General features: G+C 72.2%; 16 protein-coding genes. 11 read left to right on the top strand and 5 right to left on the bottom strand.

From position 1 onward, the window contains the following. Positions 1 to 117 precede the first annotated feature (117 nt). Positions 118 to 1,269, bottom strand: a complete 1,152-nt coding sequence (locus DA075_RS38420) for an OmpA family protein (protein WP_338067991.1) — start codon at positions 1,267 to 1,269, stop codon at positions 118 to 120. Between the two features lie 258 nt (positions 1,270 to 1,527). Between DA075_RS38420 and DA075_RS38425 the strand changes: the two genes are divergently transcribed. Continuing rightward, positions 1,528 to 1,767 carry a hypothetical protein gene (locus DA075_RS38425; protein ID WP_338067992.1) on the top strand — a complete coding sequence of 80 codons (240 nt, stop codon included), beginning with the start codon at positions 1,528 to 1,530 and terminating at the stop codon, positions 1,765 to 1,767. A 741-nt stretch (positions 1,768 to 2,508) separates the two neighbouring features. On the opposite strand, the gene DA075_RS25700 is transcribed toward DA075_RS38425, so the two are convergent. Further along, entirely contained in the window at positions 2,509 to 3,537 is a 1,029-nt protein-coding gene (locus DA075_RS25700; protein ID WP_099955645.1) for a DUF2865 domain-containing protein, read from the bottom strand. 186 nt (positions 3,538 to 3,723) lie between these two features. Between DA075_RS25700 and DA075_RS25705 the strand changes: the two genes are divergently transcribed. The 8 genes from DA075_RS25705 to guaB all read left to right on the top strand — a co-directional run bounded on the left by DA075_RS25705 (position 3,724) and on the right by guaB (position 11,558). Then, a complete protein-coding gene (locus DA075_RS25705) occupies positions 3,724 to 4,266 on the top strand; it encodes a CreA family protein (RefSeq protein WP_099955646.1) in 543 nt (180 codons plus the stop codon). Positions 4,267 to 4,457: 191 nt separating this feature from the next. Next, positions 4,458 to 5,294: a septum site-determining protein MinC gene (gene minC, locus DA075_RS25710; protein ID WP_174800122.1), complete on the top strand. Its 837-nt coding sequence runs from the start codon at positions 4,458 to 4,460 to the stop codon at positions 5,292 to 5,294. A 150-nt stretch (positions 5,295 to 5,444) separates the two neighbouring features. Continuing rightward, positions 5,445 to 6,260 (top strand): septum site-determining protein MinD, encoded by an 816-nt coding sequence (gene minD / locus DA075_RS25715; RefSeq protein WP_099955647.1) that lies wholly within the window; start codon positions 5,445 to 5,447, stop codon positions 6,258 to 6,260. Next, positions 6,257 to 6,517: a cell division topological specificity factor MinE gene (minE, locus tag DA075_RS25720; protein WP_099955648.1), complete on the top strand. Its 261-nt coding sequence runs from the start codon at positions 6,257 to 6,259 to the stop codon at positions 6,515 to 6,517. Before minD ends, minE begins: the two co-directional genes overlap by 4 nt. Positions 6,518 to 6,588: 71 nt before the next feature. After that, a complete protein-coding gene (locus tag DA075_RS25725; protein WP_099955649.1) occupies positions 6,589 to 7,407 on the top strand; it encodes an SDR family NAD(P)-dependent oxidoreductase in 819 nt (272 codons plus the stop codon). A gap of 3 nt (positions 7,408 to 7,410) precedes the next feature. Continuing rightward, the gene (locus tag DA075_RS25730; protein WP_099955650.1) at positions 7,411 to 8,313 is read left to right on the top strand and encodes an alpha/beta hydrolase; all 903 of its coding nucleotides are present in this window, start codon (positions 7,411 to 7,413) and stop codon (positions 8,311 to 8,313) included. Next, positions 8,310 to 9,800 carry a flavin-containing monooxygenase gene (locus DA075_RS25735; RefSeq protein WP_099955651.1) on the top strand — a complete coding sequence of 497 codons (1,491 nt, stop codon included), beginning with the start codon at positions 8,310 to 8,312 and terminating at the stop codon, positions 9,798 to 9,800. The genes DA075_RS25730 and DA075_RS25735 overlap by 4 nt, the downstream gene beginning before the upstream one ends. Before the next feature lie 264 nt (positions 9,801 to 10,064). After that, complete coding sequence (guaB, locus tag DA075_RS25740) at positions 10,065 to 11,558, top strand: IMP dehydrogenase (RefSeq protein WP_099955652.1); 1,494 nt, start codon at positions 10,065 to 10,067, stop codon at positions 11,556 to 11,558. Positions 11,559 to 11,796: 238 nt separating this feature from the next. On the opposite strand, the gene DA075_RS25745 is transcribed toward guaB, so the two are convergent. From DA075_RS25745 to DA075_RS25755, 3 genes are all read right to left on the bottom strand, one after another. Continuing rightward, positions 11,797 to 12,177: a cell division protein ZapA gene (locus DA075_RS25745; RefSeq protein ID WP_099955653.1), complete on the bottom strand. Its 381-nt coding sequence runs from the start codon at positions 12,175 to 12,177 to the stop codon at positions 11,797 to 11,799. Between the two features lie 58 nt (positions 12,178 to 12,235). Next, entirely contained in the window at positions 12,236 to 12,523 is a 288-nt protein-coding gene (locus DA075_RS25750) for a DUF4164 domain-containing protein (RefSeq protein ID WP_099955654.1), read from the bottom strand. A 159-nt stretch (positions 12,524 to 12,682) separates the two neighbouring features. After that, positions 12,683 to 13,837 (bottom strand): GGDEF domain-containing protein, encoded by a 1,155-nt coding sequence (locus DA075_RS25755; RefSeq protein WP_099955655.1) that lies wholly within the window; start codon positions 13,835 to 13,837, stop codon positions 12,683 to 12,685. 537 nt (positions 13,838 to 14,374) lie between these two features. Here DA075_RS25755 and gap point away from each other — a divergent pair. Continuing rightward, positions 14,375 to 15,382 carry a type I glyceraldehyde-3-phosphate dehydrogenase gene (gap, locus tag DA075_RS25760; protein WP_099955656.1) on the top strand — a complete coding sequence of 336 codons (1,008 nt, stop codon included), beginning with the start codon at positions 14,375 to 14,377 and terminating at the stop codon, positions 15,380 to 15,382. A gap of 229 nt (positions 15,383 to 15,611) precedes the next feature. Beyond that, entirely contained in the window at positions 15,612 to 16,049 is a 438-nt protein-coding gene (locus DA075_RS25765; RefSeq protein ID WP_244936635.1) for a hypothetical protein, read from the top strand.

The raw sequence follows: 16,049 nt of genomic DNA on the forward strand, positions 1-16,049 counted from the left end.
CAGGATCAGGAAACTCGTAGTCTCGGTGGCACCATCGAGCGTCGCGCGACGCCGCCCCGACCCCTCTGAAGGGGAGGGGGCGGCACTCGCTCCGGCCGTGAATGCCCTCCGCGTGCCTCAGCGCTGCTGTGGCTGCTGGGCCTGCTGCTGGATCAGCGGGGTGATGCGCCGCACCGTCACCCGGCGGTTCTCCCGCGAGGCGCCTTGCGTGTTCACCTTCAGGTACTGCTCGCCGTAGCCCTGGGTGGTCAGGTTCTCGGGCGGCACCTTGAAGTCGCGGGTCAGTACCTCGGCCACCGACTGGGCACGCCGGTCGGAGAGCGAGAGGTTGTCGACGTCATTGCCGACCGCGTCGGTATAGCCCTCGATCAGGAAGACCTCCTGCGGGTTGCCCTGGACCGCCTGGTTGATCGCCGCCGCGATGGTGGCGAGGCGGCGGGCCTGATCGGGAGTGACCTGCCACGACCCGGTGTCGAACGTGATGGTGTCGATGTCGACGCTGCGCATCCGGGCGCGCAGGGTCGGGCTGTAGCGCACCTGGTCGAGGGTATAGCGCCGCTCGACCGGCGTGACCGGCGGGGCCGTCAGCGCCTCGTAGATCGCGCCCTCGTCGGCCGTCTCCGCCTCGACCACGTAGCGGTCGCGGGGGATGCGGATCTCGGGCGGCGGCAGCACGACCACGTCCTGCTCGATCGACCGCGGCGGGCCCGCATAGGAATTGTCGATCAGCACCACCTCGCGCCCGTCCGGGCCCCGGCGGTAGCGCCGCAGCAGCCGGCCGTCGTCGTCCACCACCGTGAAGACCTGGTAGCCGCCGGGGCGGTCGATGATCGTCACCGTGTCGCGGCCGCGGCGCTCGATGCGGGCGTCGCGGTCGAGCAGGCGGAAGCGCTCGGTCTCGTCGTGGCGCAGGAAGTAGCGGTCGTCGTCGCGCACGATCACGCGGCCGGGCTCGCGGATGATCACGCGGCCGTTCTCGTTATACTCACGCCGGGCGCGGCGGACGTCATCGTAGCTGCGCACGTCGATGTCGCCGCGGCGGAAGCCGCCCGGGACGTAATCGGGCGCGTCGCGGCGATAGCCGCCGGGCAGGTCGCCGCGGTCGTCGAAGCCGCGGCGGTCGCCGTCACGGCGATCAAGATCGCGGCCGTCCCGCCGGTCGAAGTCGCGGCGATCCTGATCGCGCGGATCGCGCCGGTCGAATCCGCGATCGTCGCGGCCGTCGGGCGGCGCGCCGGCTCCGCCGGGCACGAAGGGACGGCCCGGCACGCCGGGCTGCTGATTCGGAGGGAGCGGCGCACCGTTCGGGCCGGCGCCGGGCGCATCCGGCCGGCCCGGTCCGCGGCCGGCAGCGCCGGGCGGCGTCTCGCCGGGGGCCGGGCGGTTCGGCTCGGTCTGACCGGGGATTCCGGCCGGCGGAGTCGGCCGGCCCGGGGCCTGTCCGGGTGCGGGGGGCTGTCCGGGTGCGGGGGCTTGACCGGGTGCGGGGGCTTGACCGGGAGCGGGGGCTTGACCGGGAGCGGGGGCTTGGCCGGCAGGAGCCGGCGGCTGGCCGGGACCGCGCGGGGCCTGGCTGCCCGGCGCATCGGGTCCGCGTCGCTCGCCGCGGGGCTCGGGCCGTTCGTCGCGGCGATCCTGCGGGTCGCGGCGATCCTGCGGACGGTCCTGGCCGGGCTGACGATCCGCGGGCTGCCGGTCCGGTCGCGCATCCGGCGCCGGGCGCTCCCGCTGGTCGGGACGCGCGGCGGGGCCGCGATCCTGCGGTGAGGCCGGCGGACGGCCAGGCTCCTCGCCGCGCGGGCCGCGCGGTTCCTGCCGCTCCGGACGGTCGGGACGGTCCGGTCGCTCCTGGCGATCCGGACGGCCCTGCGGCCCGCGCTCCTGAGGCTCGGGCCGCTCCCGCTGCTGGGGTTCGGGCCGCTCGCGTTGCGGCGTCGGGCGCTCGCGCGGCTCCTGCCTCTCGGGACGGTCGCGCGGCGGCTCGGGCCGCTCCTGCCGCGGTTCGGGGCGTTCCTGCCGCGGCTCCGGCCGCTCGCGGGGCTCGGGCCGGGGCGCCGGCCGCTCCTGCCGGGGTTCGGGCCGCTCCTGCCGCGGCTCGGGGCGCTCGCGCGGCTCCGGTCGCTCGGCTGGGCCCCGCTCCGGGCGCGGGCCGCCCGGGCCCCCACCCGGGCCGCCGGGTCCGCCCGGTCCGCCATGTCCGCGCTCGCTGGGCCCCCCGGGTCCGCCCGGACCACCGGGCCCTCCGGGCCCGCCCCGCTCTCCCGGCCCGCCCTGGGCCATCCGGATCGCGTCGTCGCCTCGCGCCGGCAATTGGCTGGCAAGGACTTGGCTCGCGAGAAGGGGCTGGAGCAGCAGCGCCGGCAGGATCGTGCCGGTCAGCAGCAGCGCGCGGGCAGGGCGCATCAAGGGAAAACCTTTCGTCCGTCGTCGGTCCCTTCGAACACGGTGACGGCGAGATGGTTCCCTCTGGTCAAGTGGCCCGCAGCGCTCGCATCGGGCCGGGCGGCGTCAGGGCGTGGCGACCGGAACGGCCCCCGGTGTCTGGACGGTCGCGGCGGCCTGCGGGCCGTCCGCCTTCGCGGTGAGCGGCACCGGGATCAGGTTGGGGGCGATGATCCGCACCGCCGGCCGCTCCTCGGGGCCGGCCGGCCGGGCCGCCTCGGCGGCCTCGGCGCTGCCGTCCTCGACCCGCGTCGCGGCGGTGGCGGCCAGGGTTGCCGCGGCCCGGTCGGCGCGGCCGACCAGGGTCAGGCGCACCTTCGGCCGCGACATCGCCTCGGCCTGGGCCGGGGTGACGAAGATGTCGCCCTTGTGGCGCACCAGCATGCTCTCGGCCTTGACCAGGGCCTGCGCCCAGGTCTGCGTGCCTTTGCAGGAGCAGTTCGGCACGAAGGCCTTCTGGAACTTGAAGGCGTTCGGCAGGGCCGAGTAGGCGCGGCGGGTCTGGATCGCGGCCGCCTGGGTCAGGCCGCTATCGGTCGGCGGCATCGAGTAGGCGGCGGCCTCGGCCCCCGGGCAGAGCGCCTGGCACATCTCGTCGGCGCCCTCCCGCCCGTCGGGCAGGTTCGGCATCGGGAAATAGGCCCCGTCGCACATCCGCACGCAGATCACCTGCGAGCCGCCGCGCCCGAACCCGTCTGCGGGTTTCGACTGGAGGGCGGCGGCGCTCGGCAGGCCGGTGCAGGCGTCCTTCACGGCGGCGATCAGCTGCTCCCGGCGGGCATTCGAGACCTCGCGGGCGCCGGCACCGTAGCCGGCATTGAGGGCGCGGATGCGCTGCTCGACCTGGGCGCATTGCGGCGGCCGCATGTCGAAGAACAGGAAGCGCCCGCCCTCGCAGCCGATCGACTGGCGATAGGCCACGAGCTGCTGGATCTCCTCGATCTGGCCGCGATTCGATTCACGCTGGAGGCCGGCGAGCTCGGCGCGGAAGCGCTGGCAGGCGGCCGCGTTGGGCTCGGCCAGGGCAGCCTGGCACAAGGACAGGATCGCAAGGACACCGGCGATGAGCCGGACCGTGAGGCGAAGCAGCGGCATGGCGTTCGGGGACCGGCCGTGATGCGAGGACGATCCGCCCCGGGGGAGGGCGGCGGACGAGAACGGGCCGCCCCGCGGGCGGGGACGCCAAGCGTGGCGGGGCGGGACGGCATCGTTCTAGCCGCCCTCGTCGCCGCGCGACAGCCTCCCTAGATACGTTAAGCTTCTTTGGGAAAGGTTGATGCGATGGTGTGGCGGCGGGGTCTCACGGCTCTCTGCGGGGTGGCCTGTCTCGGGCTGGCCGTGGGTCTCGGGCTCTTCACGAGCGTGGCGCTCGCGCAGGAGCCGGACCGGATCTTCGACAAGTCAACGGTCTGGCGGCCGTTGACGCCCAACGACAAGCTGGTGGTCTACGGCATCGACGATCCGGACGTGGACGGTGTCGCCTGCCACTACACCCAGCCGGAGAAGGGCGGCATCAAGGGGACGCTCGGCCTCGCCGAGGAGGTCTCCGACATCTCGCTCTCCTGCCGCCAGGTCGGGCCGGTCAAGTTCAAGAACAGCAAGGCCAAGATGAAGCAGGGAGAGGTGGTCTTCAGTGAGCGCCGCTCGCTGATCTTCAAGAGCATGCAGATCGTTCGCGGCTGCGACGCCAAGCGCAACACCCTGATCTATATGGTCTACTCGGACAAGGTCGTGCAGGGCTCGCCGAAGAACTCGACCTCGACGGTGCCGTTGATGCCGTGGGGGACCGAACCGCCGCCGAAATGCGGCGATTTCTTCAGCTGAGCTTTTTGCTCCTCCGATATCGGCTGATTCGCGTCCCGGCCCGCGCTTGCGCGGGCCTTTTTTGTCTTCGCCGAGCCGTCCGCCCTGGAGGCGGGGACGCTGCCGCGCCTGTACCCCGCCAGCCCACCTCCCGCCGAAATCCGGCCGGTTCGGAGCGGCATTAACGATCCGGTAACCACGCTGCGCGCTTCATGGCTTTCGGTAACAACTCGTCAACCGCCGTGACCAGCATCAGCCTCACACGCCCCTCCCTCCCGCTGCGCGGCCGCTCCTTCCGGGCGCTCGTGCTCGCGCCGGAGACGCCGCTCGGCGACTGGTTCTCGCACCTGGATGCCCTGGTGCAGCGCTCGCCGACGCTCTTCTCCGAGCGTGCCGTGATCCTGGACGTCTCGGGCCTGGCCAAGGATTCCCTCCGGGGGGATGCGGCCGGACCTGAGGCGGCCGAGCCCGCCGAGGACGCCACGCATGACGCGGCGGCGACGCCGGACATCGCCGGCCTCGTCGACGAGCTCAAGCAGCGCGGCATCCGCATCATGGGCGTCGAGAAGGCCGAGCCGGCCTGGCTCGGCCCGGCGCTCCCGCCGCTCCTCAGCGGCGGCCGCCCGGCAGCGATGGCGGAGCCGGAGGCCAAGGCCCTCGAGGCCAAGGCCCCTGACGCCAAGCCGCCGGAACCCGTCAAGCCGCCGGAGCCGCGCAAGCCGAACTCCCTCGTGCTCGAGAGCCCGCTTCGCTCCGGCCAGTCGGTCTATCACCCGGAGGGTGACGTGACCGTGATGGGCTCGGTGGCCTCCGGCGCCGAGATCCTGGCCGGCGGCTCGATCCACGTCTACGGGGCCCTGCGCGGCCGCGCCATCGCGGGTGCGGGCGGCAATCCCCGGGCCCGGATCTGCTGCCGCAAGTTCGAGCCTGAGCTGATCGGCATCGACGGTCTCTTCCGCACCGCCGACACCACAGACCCGAAGCTGCGCAAGAAGGCGGTCCAGGTCTGGCTCGACGGGGAAACCCTCCGCATCGCCGCCCTCGACTGACCACCGCGACAGGACGGCCGGACAGGCTTTCGCGGGCGCCTCGCGCGCCCCGCCCCGCCCGGCGAGACACTCGAACAACCCCGTGAGCGCGCGACCCGGACGTCGATCCGGTCGCCGCATCATCCCGATTGCTCGGGGGGAGCACTTTCCATGGCCAAGATCATAGTGGTGACGTCCGGCAAGGGAGGGGTGGGCAAGACCACCACGACGGCGGCGCTCGGTGCCGCCCTCGCCCAGGCCGGGCAGAATGTCTGCGTGGTCGATTTCGATGTCGGCCTGCGCAACCTCGACCTCATCATGGGCGCCGAGCGCAGGGTCGTCTACGACCTCATCAACGTCGTCCAGGGCGACGCCAAGCTCACCCAGGCGCTCATCCGCGACAAGCGCCTCGACACCCTGTCGCTGCTGCCCGCCTCGCAGACCCGCGACAAGGACGCGCTGACCGACGAGGGCGTCGCCCGCGTGATCGGGGAGCTTCGCGAGAAGTTCGACTGGGTGATCTGCGACAGCCCGGCCGGCATCGAGCGCGGCGCGACGCTGGCGATGCGCCACGCCGACATCGCCGTGGTGGTGACGAATCCCGAGGTCTCCTCGGTGCGCGACTCCGACCGCATCATCGGGCTCCTCGATTCCAAGACCGAGCGCGCGAAGAACGGCGAGCGGCTGGAGAAGCACCTGATCCTGACCCGCTACGACCCTGGCCGGGCCGAGCGCGGCGAGATGCTGAAGATCGACGACGTGCTGGAGATCCTGTCGATCCCGCTCCTGGCGGTGGTGCCGGAGAGCGAGGAGGTGCTGAAGGCCTCGAACCTCGGCAGCCCGGTGACGCTCAACGCGCCCCAGAGCGCCCCGGCCCGCGCCTATGCCGATGCGGTGCGCCGCCTGAAGGGCGAGACGGTCGAGATGATCGTACCGTCCGAGAAGCGGTCGATCCTGGGCAAGCTTTTCCCCCGGAGGGCGGCATGAACCTGCTGAGCTTCCTGTCGCGGCGCGGGACGGCGCCGGTAGCGCGCGAGCGGCTTCAGATCCTGCTGGCGCACGAGCGCACCGCGTTCGGCCGCTCGGACCTGGTGGCGGTGCTGCGCGAGGAAATCCTGGCGGTGATCGCCAAGCACGTCGCCATCGACCAGGAGAAGGTGAAGATCACCATGGAGCGGGGCGACGCCGTCTCGACCCTGGAGATCGACGTCGAGCTGCCGAAGGCCGTCCACCGGGCGGCCTGATCGCCCCAAGCCCTTGCGCTCCCGGCCCGGCCGGGCGATTCAATCGCTGACGGGCCGGACGGAGCGAGCTGTTGGCGGACGCCTTCCCACTGCACGACAGGCTGGCCCTGGTCACCGGGGCCGGCGGCGGCATCGGCGCGGCCCTCGCCCTGGGCCTCGCCCGGAAGGGCGCCCGCCTCGTCCTCGTCGACCGCGATCCCGACGGTCTCGCCCGCAGCGAGGCCGCCGTGCGGGCGCTCGGGCGCGACGTCAGCACGCACGCTGTCGACGTCACGGATGTCGAGCGCATCGCCGCCCTGCCGGAGGCGGTCGCCGCCCGCCACGGGCCGCTCGATCTCCTCGTCAATAATGCGGGCGTGGCGCTCGCCGGCCGCTTCGCCGATGTCGAGCTCAGCGATTTCGACTGGCTGATGGACGTCAATTTCCGCGCCGTGGTGCGGATGACCCACGCCTTCCTGCCGATGCTGGAGAGCCGGCCGGCGGCGCAGATCGTCAACCTGTCGAGCCTCTACGGACTCATCGCCCCGCCCGGCCAGGCAGCCTATGCGGCGAGCAAGTTCGCGGTGCGCGGCTTCTCCGAGGCCCTGCGGCACGAATATGCCGGCACCAGCCTCGGGGTCAGCGTGGTGCATCCCGGCGGCGTCGCCACGTCGATCGCCCGCAACGCCCGCGTCGGCCCGCGCCTCGACCCGGCCGAGGTCGCCAGCGGCAAGGCTGCCGTGGAGCGCCACCTGCGCCTGTCGCCCGAGGCGGCGGCCGAGCGCATCCTGCGCGGCATCGCCCGGCGGGAGCCCCGCATCATCGTCGGCCGCGACGCCGCCCAGGTGGCGCTGATCCAGCGCCTGATGCCCGTGCGCTACTGGTCGCTGATCGCCCGCGCCATGGAGTAGAGCATGCCGAGCCTGCGCGCCCACGTCTTCGACTGGATCATCCGCTGGCAGGTGAAGCCGAAGCTCGCCCGCGCCGCCGGCGACGTCGCGGCGGTCCGGCGGATCTTCGACCAGGCGAGCTTCCCCGAGCCCCCCGGCATCACCTTCCGCCCGGCCGAGATCGGCGGCATCCCGGGCGAATGGGCCGAGCGTCCGGGGCTGGCGCCGGATGCGCCGCGCCTGTTCTACCTGCATGGCGGCGGCTTCGTCGGCTGCTCGCCCCGCACCCACCGGCCGCTCACCGGCGCCTTCGCGATGCGGGGCTTCCGGGTGTTCTGCCCCGATTACCGCCTCGCCCCCGAGCATCCCTTCCCCGCGGCGCTCGACGACGCGACGGCCGCCTGGTCCGCCTTCGCGGCGGCGGGACCGGCCGGTGTTGCCGGGGATTCGGCCGGCGGCAACCTCTCGCTCGCGTTGATGCTGCGGGCGCGCCGGGACGGCCTGCCGCTGCCCAGCGCCGCGGTTTTGTTCTCGCCCTCGACCGACATGCTGGGGGAGGGGGCCTCGATGCACGCGAATGCCCGCCGTGACGCGATGTTCGACCCGACGAAGCTGCAGAACCTGGTCGAGGCCTATCTCGCCGGGCACGATCCCGCCGACCCGCTCGCCTCGCCGCTGCGCGGCGACCTCGCCGGGCTGCCGCCGCTGCTGTTTCATGTCGGGGCCCGGGAGGTCCTGCGGGACGATTCGGTGCGCTTCGCCGAGAAGGCCCGTGCGGCGGGCGTCTCCGCCGCCGTGACGATCTGGCCGGTGGTGCCGCATGCCTGGCAGCTCGCCCAGTCGTTCCTGCCGGAAGCGCGCCGCTCCCTCTCCGAGGCCGCGGCGTTCCTGAAGAGCCATGCCAGAACGCCGGAGGTGGTCCGGTGACGGAGACGCCGGCCGCGCCCTGGCCGGACAAGCCCCTTGCCGTGCTGGTGATCGGGGCCGGCTTCTCCGGCCTCGCCATGGCGATCCGTTGCCGGCAATCCGGCATCGACGACCTGCTCGTCGTCGAGAAGGCCGGGGCGGTCGGCGGCACCTGGCACGAGAACACCTATCCGGGCGCCGCCTGCGACATCCCGGCCCATCTCTATGCCCTGTCCTTCGCCCCGAAGCCCGACTGGACCCGCACCTATGCGGGCCAGAAGGAGATCGCCGCCTATCTGCGCGAGCTGGTCGAGCGGTTCGGCCTGGCCCCGCACATCGCCCTCTCCACCGCCGTCACCGGCGCGGTCTGGGACGGGGCGCGGTCGCTGTGGCGGGTCGAGACCGATCGCGGCCCGCTCGAGGCCCGGGTGCTGGTCTCCGGCATGGGGGCCCTGCATCACCCGGCGATCCCGGCCGTCGCGGGCCTGCACACCTTCCTGGGGCCGCTCTTCCACACCTCGGCCTGGGACCACGGCGTGTCGCTGCGGGCCAAGCGCGTCGGGGTGATCGGGACCGGGGCGAGCGCGATCCAGGTCGTGCCGGCCATCGCCCCGGAGGTGGAGCGGCTGGTGCTGTTCCAGCGCACGCCGCCCTGGGTGGTCCCGCGCAACGACCGGCCGATCGGCCCGCGGCTGCGGGCGCTGTTCCACCGCCTGCCCCTGGCCCGCCGCGCCTTGCGCGGCGTCCAGTTCTGGCTGCGGGAGGCGCAGGCGGCTTTCGGCTTCACCCGGGTCTCGGGCCTCACCCGCCTCGCCGAGGCGATGAGCCGCCGCCACCTGCGCAGCCAGGTCCCCGACCCCGCCCTGCGGGCGAAGCTGGCCCCGCCCTACCGGCTCGGCTGCAAGCGGGTGCTGATCTCCGACGATTACTACCCGGCCCTGACCCGTCCGAACGTGACGGTCGAGACCGGCCCGATCCGCGCCGTCACGCCGGACGGCGTGACCATGGCCGACGGCCGTCACCACCCCCTCGACGTCCTGGTGCTGGCCACCGGCTTCGACGTCACCGCCTCCCTCGCCCGGGTGCCGGTGGTCGGCCGCGACGGGCTGATCCTGGCCCGGGCCTGGAGCGAGCGGGTGGCGGCACATCGCGGCGTGGCGCTGGCGGGATTTCCCAACTTCTTCATGCTGCTCGGCCCCAATACGGGCCTGGGCCACAATTCCGTGGTGCTGATGATCGAGGCGCAGGTCGAGTACGTGCTCGCCTGCCTGGCCGAGATGCGGGAGCGCAACCTTGCCGCCATCGAGCCGACGCCCGAGGCGCAGGCGCGCTACCTCGCCGAGCTGGAGCAGCGGCTGTCCGGCAGCATCTGGCAGCAGGGGGGCTGCGCCAGCTGGTACCAGGACGCGACCGGGCGCAACATCGCGCTCTGGCCCGGCACGGTCGTCGCCTACCGGCGCGCGTTGCGCCGACCGGACTGGTCCGAATTCATCCTCACCCCGGCATAGGCCGTCCGCCCCGAGGGCGAGAGCCGTTGCAAGAGGCGAGAGGCGCGATGCAAGGGGCGCGATGCAAGAGGCTCGATGCAAGAGGCTCGATGCAAGAGGCTTGGGACGCATCGCTGCGCTGCGGCGATAGCGCTTTGCGCCCGTCACAGACGCGTGCTATCGGCCGGTGCCAACTCAATAACAGGCGTTTGCCAGGCGAATCGCCCGGCGCGACCCCGATTTGGCGGCTTCCTTAAAGGAGCCGCACGCACCAGGAGTTGGTTCATGGCCCGCATCAGCACGGATTCGATCATCGAGGGCCTGACCTTCGACGACGTCCTGCTCCGCCCCGCCGCATCCTCGGTGATGCCGGCGGAGGTGAATCTCGGCACCCGCCTTACCCGCACGATCAAGCTCAACATGCCGATCATCGCCTCGGCGATGGACACGGTGACCGAGGCCCGGATGGCCATCGCGATGGCGCAGAACGGCGGCCTCGGGGTGATCCACCGCAATCTCGAGCCGCCGGAGCAGGCCGAGCAGGTGCGGCTCGTCAAGAAGTACGAGTCCGGCATGGTGCTCAACCCGATCACCATCCATCCGGACGAGACCCTGGCCGACGCCTACGGGCTGATGCGCCACCACGGCATCTCAGGGATTCCGGTGGTCGAGCGCGGCCCCAACGGCTCGCGCGGCAAGCTCGTCGGCATCCTGACCAACCGCGACACCCGCTTCGCCACCGACCAGAGCCAGCCGATCTCCGAGCTGATGACCCGCGACCGGCTGATCACCGTGCGTGAGGGCGTGACCCAGGACGAGGCCAAGCGCCTGCTGCACCAGTTCCGCATCGAGAAGCTGCTCGTCGTCGACGACCACTACCGCTGCATCGGCCTGATCACCGTCAAGGACATCGAGAAGCAGGTCGCCTACCCGAACGCCATCAAGGACGAGCAGGGCCGCCTGCGGGTCGCTGCCGCCACCACGACCGGCGACGGCGGTTTCGAGCGGGCCGAGCGGCTGATCGATGCCGGCTGCGACGTGATCGTGGTCGACACCGCCCACGGCCATTCCGCCAAGGTGCTGGAGAGCGTGCGCCGGGTGAAGACCCTGTCGAACGCCGTGCAGGTCATCGCCGGCAACGTCGCGACGCGCGAGGGCGCCCAGGCGCTGATCGATGCCGGCGCCGACGCCATCAAGGTCGGCATCGGCCCGGGCTCGATCTGCACCACCCGCATCGTCGCCGGCGTCGGCGTGCCCCAGCTCACCGCCATCATGGAGGCGGTCGAGGCCGGCAACGAGGCCGACGTGCCGGTCATCGCCGATGGCGGCATCAAGTATTCGGGCGACCTCGCCAAGGCGATCGCCGCCGGCGCCTCGGTGGCGATGCTGGGCTCGCTCTTGGCCGGCACCGACGAGGCCCCGGGCGAGGTCTTCCTGTACCAGGGCCGCTCGTACAAGAGCTATCGCGGCATGGGCTCGGTCGGCGCCATGGCGCGCGGCTCGGCCGACCGCTACTTCCAGGCCGAGGTCAGCGACACCCACAAGCTCGTGCCGGAGGGCATCGAGGGCCAGGTCCCCTACAAGGGCCCGGTGGCGGCCGTGCTGCACCAGCTCGCCGGGGGCCTGCGCGCCGCCATGGGCTATGTCGGCGCCCCGTCGATCCCGGAGATGCAGGAGAAGGCGCAGTTCATCCGCATCACCAATGCGGGCCTGCGCGAGAGCCACGTCCACGACGTAACGATCACCCGCGAGAGCCCGAATTATCCGGGGCGGGTGTGACGGCCTGAATGATCGGCGGAACCCTGGCAATCACGGTTCCGCCGCATAAGGTCATCCCGGTGCTCACCGAAGGCGAGAGCCCGGGATCCAGATGCGCAGGTGGCGCAGAACGACGCGGAAAGCGTTCCACCCTCTTCCGAACGTCTTCAGGGTCTCGATGCCGGGCTCCGCTTTTGCGGCTCCGCAATGACGCGGAGGTTGGAAAGTCTGTCAGTCGACTCTCGAAGAGAGCCAGCCTTCAGCCCCCCTGCGCTCCTCCCGGCACCGGGCCCAGCCGCTTGGCCAGCCGCTCGATCCGCTCCGCGGTGCGCTGCACGGTCTCGGCGAGGCGCACCTCGGAAGCCTCGCGCTCGGCGCTGCCGGCATCGGTGGATTCTCGCAACGCCGCCGTCTCGCGCTCCATCGCCTCCATCCGGCGCTTGGTCTCGGCGAGCTCGTCCGCCAGGGTCAGCGCCGCCATGACGTGCAGGCGCATGTCGCCGATCTCGCCGAAGGCCTTGCGCATGTCGCCGATGCGGGCGTCGAAGCTCGCGGCCAGCCCCTCGAGGTGGCGCTCCTCGCCCTCGCCGCAGGCCATGCGGTAGGTCTTGCCGGCGATGGTGACGGTCACTTGAGGCATGGGGTCACCTTAGGCACGAATGCCTTCATCGAACGCATGAAACGCGAGTTCAGGGCCGTCAGCCCTCGCCCCGCTCGCCGGCGCGGCCCAAGACGCCCTCGACGGTGCCGATGGCGCGGCCGAGGCGGTGGTCGACGTCCTCGGTCACCGATTGCATCTCGGCGAGGCGCGCCGTCGCGCCGTCCAGCTCCGACGCCAGCCGGGCCCGGTCGTCGCGCATGATCTCAAGCTCGGTCTCGAGATCACTGTGGCTACGCTCCGCGTCGAGCCGGCGCGCCACCGCGGATTCGAGCAGGGCCACCGAGGCTTCGAGGCGGCGCAGCGCTTCCTCCACCGCTGCGGTCATGCTCACCTCCGAAAAACGCCGCCACGAATGCCGGCGGGGACCGTGGATCCCCGGCCGGGATACTCGGCCGAAACCCTAAAGGCCCGGGGCCCGCGTCGCAATCGCCGTGCCGCCATGTGCGGCGCCTCGACGGTGCCGCCCTGGGGACGGTGGGGACAATCAGGCCGCCGCCGCGACTTCCAGCCGGTTCCGGCCCGCGGCCTTGGCCCGGTAGAGGGCGCGGTCGGCGGCCGAGAGAAGGGCCGGCAGGTCGGTGCAGTCGGACTGCGCCGCCGCGAGACCGATGCTGACGGTCGCCGGGATGCCGGGACCGTCGTGGTCGAGGGCCGCCTCCGCGAAGCGGTGCGCGACGGCCTCGCCGACCTGCTGCGCCGCGGCGAGGTCGAACCCCGGCAGCAGGGCGGCGAATTCCTCGCCGCCCAGTCGGGCGATGAGCGCGTCCGGCCCGGCCGCGCGGCGCGCCGTGTCGGCGAAGAGCCGCAGGACCGCGTCGCCGGCGGCGTGGCCGTGACGGTCGTTGATCGCCTTGAAGTGGTCGAGGTCGAAGGCGAGGAGCGAGACCGGCTGGTCCGGCCGGCGCGCGGCCAGGATCCGCGTCCCCTCGTCGAAGAAGCCGTGCCGGTTCAGGAGGCCGGTGAGGTAGTCCGTCCGGGCCGCGATCAGGAGCCGGCCCTGGGCTTCCTCGCGCACCAGGGCCAGCAGCCCCATCGGCATCGCCACGGAAAAGAGCACGCCTTCGTACATCGTCAGCTTGGCGACGGCCGTCAGCACCTCCTCGCCCCAGGCGGCGGTCGCGAGCGGGGCCAGGACGGCGCGAGCGAGATAGAACAGGCCGTGGCCGATCGCGACCGCGATCACCATCGCGCGGGAGCGCAGGCCCCGCAGCGTCCGGTTGCGCAGCAGCGCCCGCCCGGTCAGGCCGCAGGCCAGCGCGACCGGCACGCTGCCGACATGATGCCACAGCACGCCCATGGCGCCCGTCCCGCCGACGATCCAGAGCGCCGCCACCGCCGCGAGCCCGGCACCGGTCAGGAGGAGGCTGCCCTGTCCGTCCAGGCGGGTCACGCCGTGCAGGAGCAGCCCATAGCCCAGTACGAACAGGAGGCTGGCCAGCGCCAGGCCGCTCGCCGCGGGAAAGTGGCCGCGATTCATCGCGACGAGGCAGGCCGCGGCGGTCACCCCATAGGAGGCGGCCCAGAAGCCGAGCGTCCGCGCATGCCGCGGATGGGCCTGCCGCTCCCACAGCGTCATCGCTGCGGCGACCAGCAACGTCCCGACGGTCAGGTAATAGAGTGTGGGGAGATCGATCTGCATCGCTGCCGTCACCTGCCAGCATCGACCTACGCGCGGACCTGCGTAATTTTGGTTACAGATCCGGCAGTCTCTCACCCGTTGCACGGCATGGTTAAGCCACGGCCAACCGGATATCGACGAAGCGATGTTCCCATCCGGGCCGTGCGCCGCAGGGCGGAGCGCTCGGATCCGCTCCCGATCGCCGGTTTTCCCCAAGGCGCCGCCCGGGTTTGACACCTCCCAGTGCCATGATAGGAAGCCGGCGCCCCCGCCGGGCGGCTGTCGCCGGCGGATTGACAGAATACGAGCTGCCGTGACGCTTCCCGTGCTCCCCGCCAGTGCCGTCCCCGCCGGGACGGCCGGCGTGTCCGGGACCACGCGGCGCGCAGCGGGCCCCGCCGGCCGTCGCCGGTCCGTCCTCCCCAGCGTCGACACACGCCGCGCAGGCCCGATCTCCGTCTGCCCGATCTCTGCCGGGTCGCGCCGCGCGGCCCCGTCCGCTGCGGGGCGTTCCGGCCCCCACCCCCTCCGCCACGCCCATCCCCAGGGAGAGAACCCATGACGGTCAAGGTTGCCATCAACGGCTTCGGACGCATCGGCCGCAACGTCCTGCGCGCCATCAAGGAGGCCGGCCGCACCGACATCGAGGTCGTGGCCATCAACGATCTCGGCCCCGTCGAGACCAACGCCCACCTGCTGCGCTTCGACTCGGTCCACGGCAAGTTCCCGGGCACCGTCTCGGTCGAGGGCGACCACATCGTGGTCGACGGCCAGCGCATCCGCGTCACCGCGATCAAGAACCCGGCCGAGCTGCCTCACCGCGAGCTCGGCGTCGACATCGCGATGGAGTGCACCGGCATCTTCACCTCGAAGGACAAGGCGAAGCTGCACCTCGAGGCCGGCGCCAAGCGCGTGATCGTGTCGGCCCCGGCCGACGGCGCCGACCTCACGGTCGTCTACGGCGTGAACCACGACAAGCTGACGGCCGACCACCTCGTGGTCTCCAACGCCTCGTGCACCACCAACTGCCTCGCCCCGGTCGCGAAGGTGCTCAACGATGCCGTCGGCATCGAGCGCGGCTTCATGACCACGATCCACTCCTACACCAACGACCAGCCCTCGCTGGACCAGATGCACAAGGACCTCTACCGGGCCCGCGCCGCGGCCCTGTCGATGATCCCGACCACGACCGGCGCCGCCAAGGCCGTCGGCCTGGTGCTGCCGGAGCTGAACGGCAAGCTCGACGGCACCTCGATCCGTGTGCCGACCCCGAACGTCTCGGTCGTCGACTTCAAGTTCGTGGCCAAGCGCAACACCTCGGTCGCCGAGATCAACGAGGCGATCAAGGCCGCGGCCAACGGCCCGCTCAAGGGCGTGCTCGGCTACACCGAGGCCCCGAACGTCTCGATCGACTTCAACCACGACCCCCACTCCTCGACCTTCCACATCGACCAGACCAAGGTCATGGACGGCAACTTCGTCCGGGTGCTGTCCTGGTACGACAACGAGTGGGGCTTCTCGAACCGCATGGCCGACACCGCCATCGCGATGGCGAAGCTGATCTGATCAGGCCGATGCGACGGGCCGGCTCCCCCGAGCCGGCCCGTCCCGGGCGGCCTCGCGACGGGGCCGCCTCCCTTTTGAGGACCCGCCCGAGGATCTGCCGATGACCGACGCCGCGCCCTCCACCCGTCCCGCGAACGCCGCCGACAAGGCCCTGCTCCAGGGCCAGGTGCCGACCTCGGCGCCGCAGGGCACGACCCCTGCCGCCCCGGTGCAAGTGGCCCCTGCGCAAATGTCCCCCGCGCAAGCGTCCCCCGCTCACGTCGCGCCTGGACATGTCCCTCCCGGGCCAATCCCCCCGAACGCCGTAGCTCCGCCGTCCGGCACGCCCGCCCGGATCGCCGTCGCGCTGCCGAGCCAGGTCGCCGACCAGCTCGCCCGCATCGAGGACAAGGCCTCGCGGATCGAGGACAAGTACGCCCGCTCCGAGGCGCTGCTCACCCGTGTCGAGGACCGGGTCGATGCGGCCGGCGCCCGCATGAACGAGGCCGCGCGCCAGGCCGACCTCGCGGCCCTGCGCAACGAGGTCCGGGCGCTCACCGAGCGCACCCGCCGCCTGCCCGGCCTCGGCGCCCTCGTTCTGACCGCGATCATCACCGCCGTCCTGACGGTGGCGCTGACCCTGGTCGCCCAGCGCCTCAACCTGCAGGGCCTGATCCCGCTGCGCTGA

Source organism: Methylobacterium currus, from assembly GCF_003058325.1.
GTDB classification, from domain to species: Bacteria; Pseudomonadota; Alphaproteobacteria; order Rhizobiales; family Beijerinckiaceae; genus Methylobacterium; species Methylobacterium currus.

Coding starts and splice junctions, on each gene's coding strand:
- minE (WP_099955648.1), top strand. CDS start 6,257: ATGAACCTGCTGAGCTTCCTGTCGCGGCGCGGGACGGCGCCGGTAGCG.
- gap (WP_099955656.1), top strand. CDS start 14,375: ATGACGGTCAAGGTTGCCATCAACGGCTTCGGACGCATCGGCCGCAAC.
- minD (WP_099955647.1), top strand. CDS start 5,445: ATGGCCAAGATCATAGTGGTGACGTCCGGCAAGGGAGGGGTGGGCAAG.
- DA075_RS25750 (WP_099955654.1), bottom strand. CDS start 12,523: ATGACCGCAGCGGTGGAGGAAGCGCTGCGCCGCCTCGAAGCCTCGGTG.
- DA075_RS25700 (WP_099955645.1), bottom strand. CDS start 3,537: ATGCCGCTGCTTCGCCTCACGGTCCGGCTCATCGCCGGTGTCCTTGCG.
- DA075_RS25705 (WP_099955646.1), top strand. CDS start 3,724: ATGGTGTGGCGGCGGGGTCTCACGGCTCTCTGCGGGGTGGCCTGTCTC.
- minC (WP_174800122.1), top strand. CDS start 4,458: ATGGCTTTCGGTAACAACTCGTCAACCGCCGTGACCAGCATCAGCCTC.
- DA075_RS25745 (WP_099955653.1), bottom strand. CDS start 12,177: ATGCCTCAAGTGACCGTCACCATCGCCGGCAAGACCTACCGCATGGCC.
- guaB (WP_099955652.1), top strand. CDS start 10,065: ATGGCCCGCATCAGCACGGATTCGATCATCGAGGGCCTGACCTTCGAC.
- DA075_RS25730 (WP_099955650.1), top strand. CDS start 7,411: ATGCCGAGCCTGCGCGCCCACGTCTTCGACTGGATCATCCGCTGGCAG.
- DA075_RS25765 (WP_244936635.1), top strand. CDS start 15,612: ATGTCCCCCGCGCAAGCGTCCCCCGCTCACGTCGCGCCTGGACATGTC.
- DA075_RS25755 (WP_099955655.1), bottom strand. CDS start 13,837: ATGCAGATCGATCTCCCCACACTCTATTACCTGACCGTCGGGACGTTG.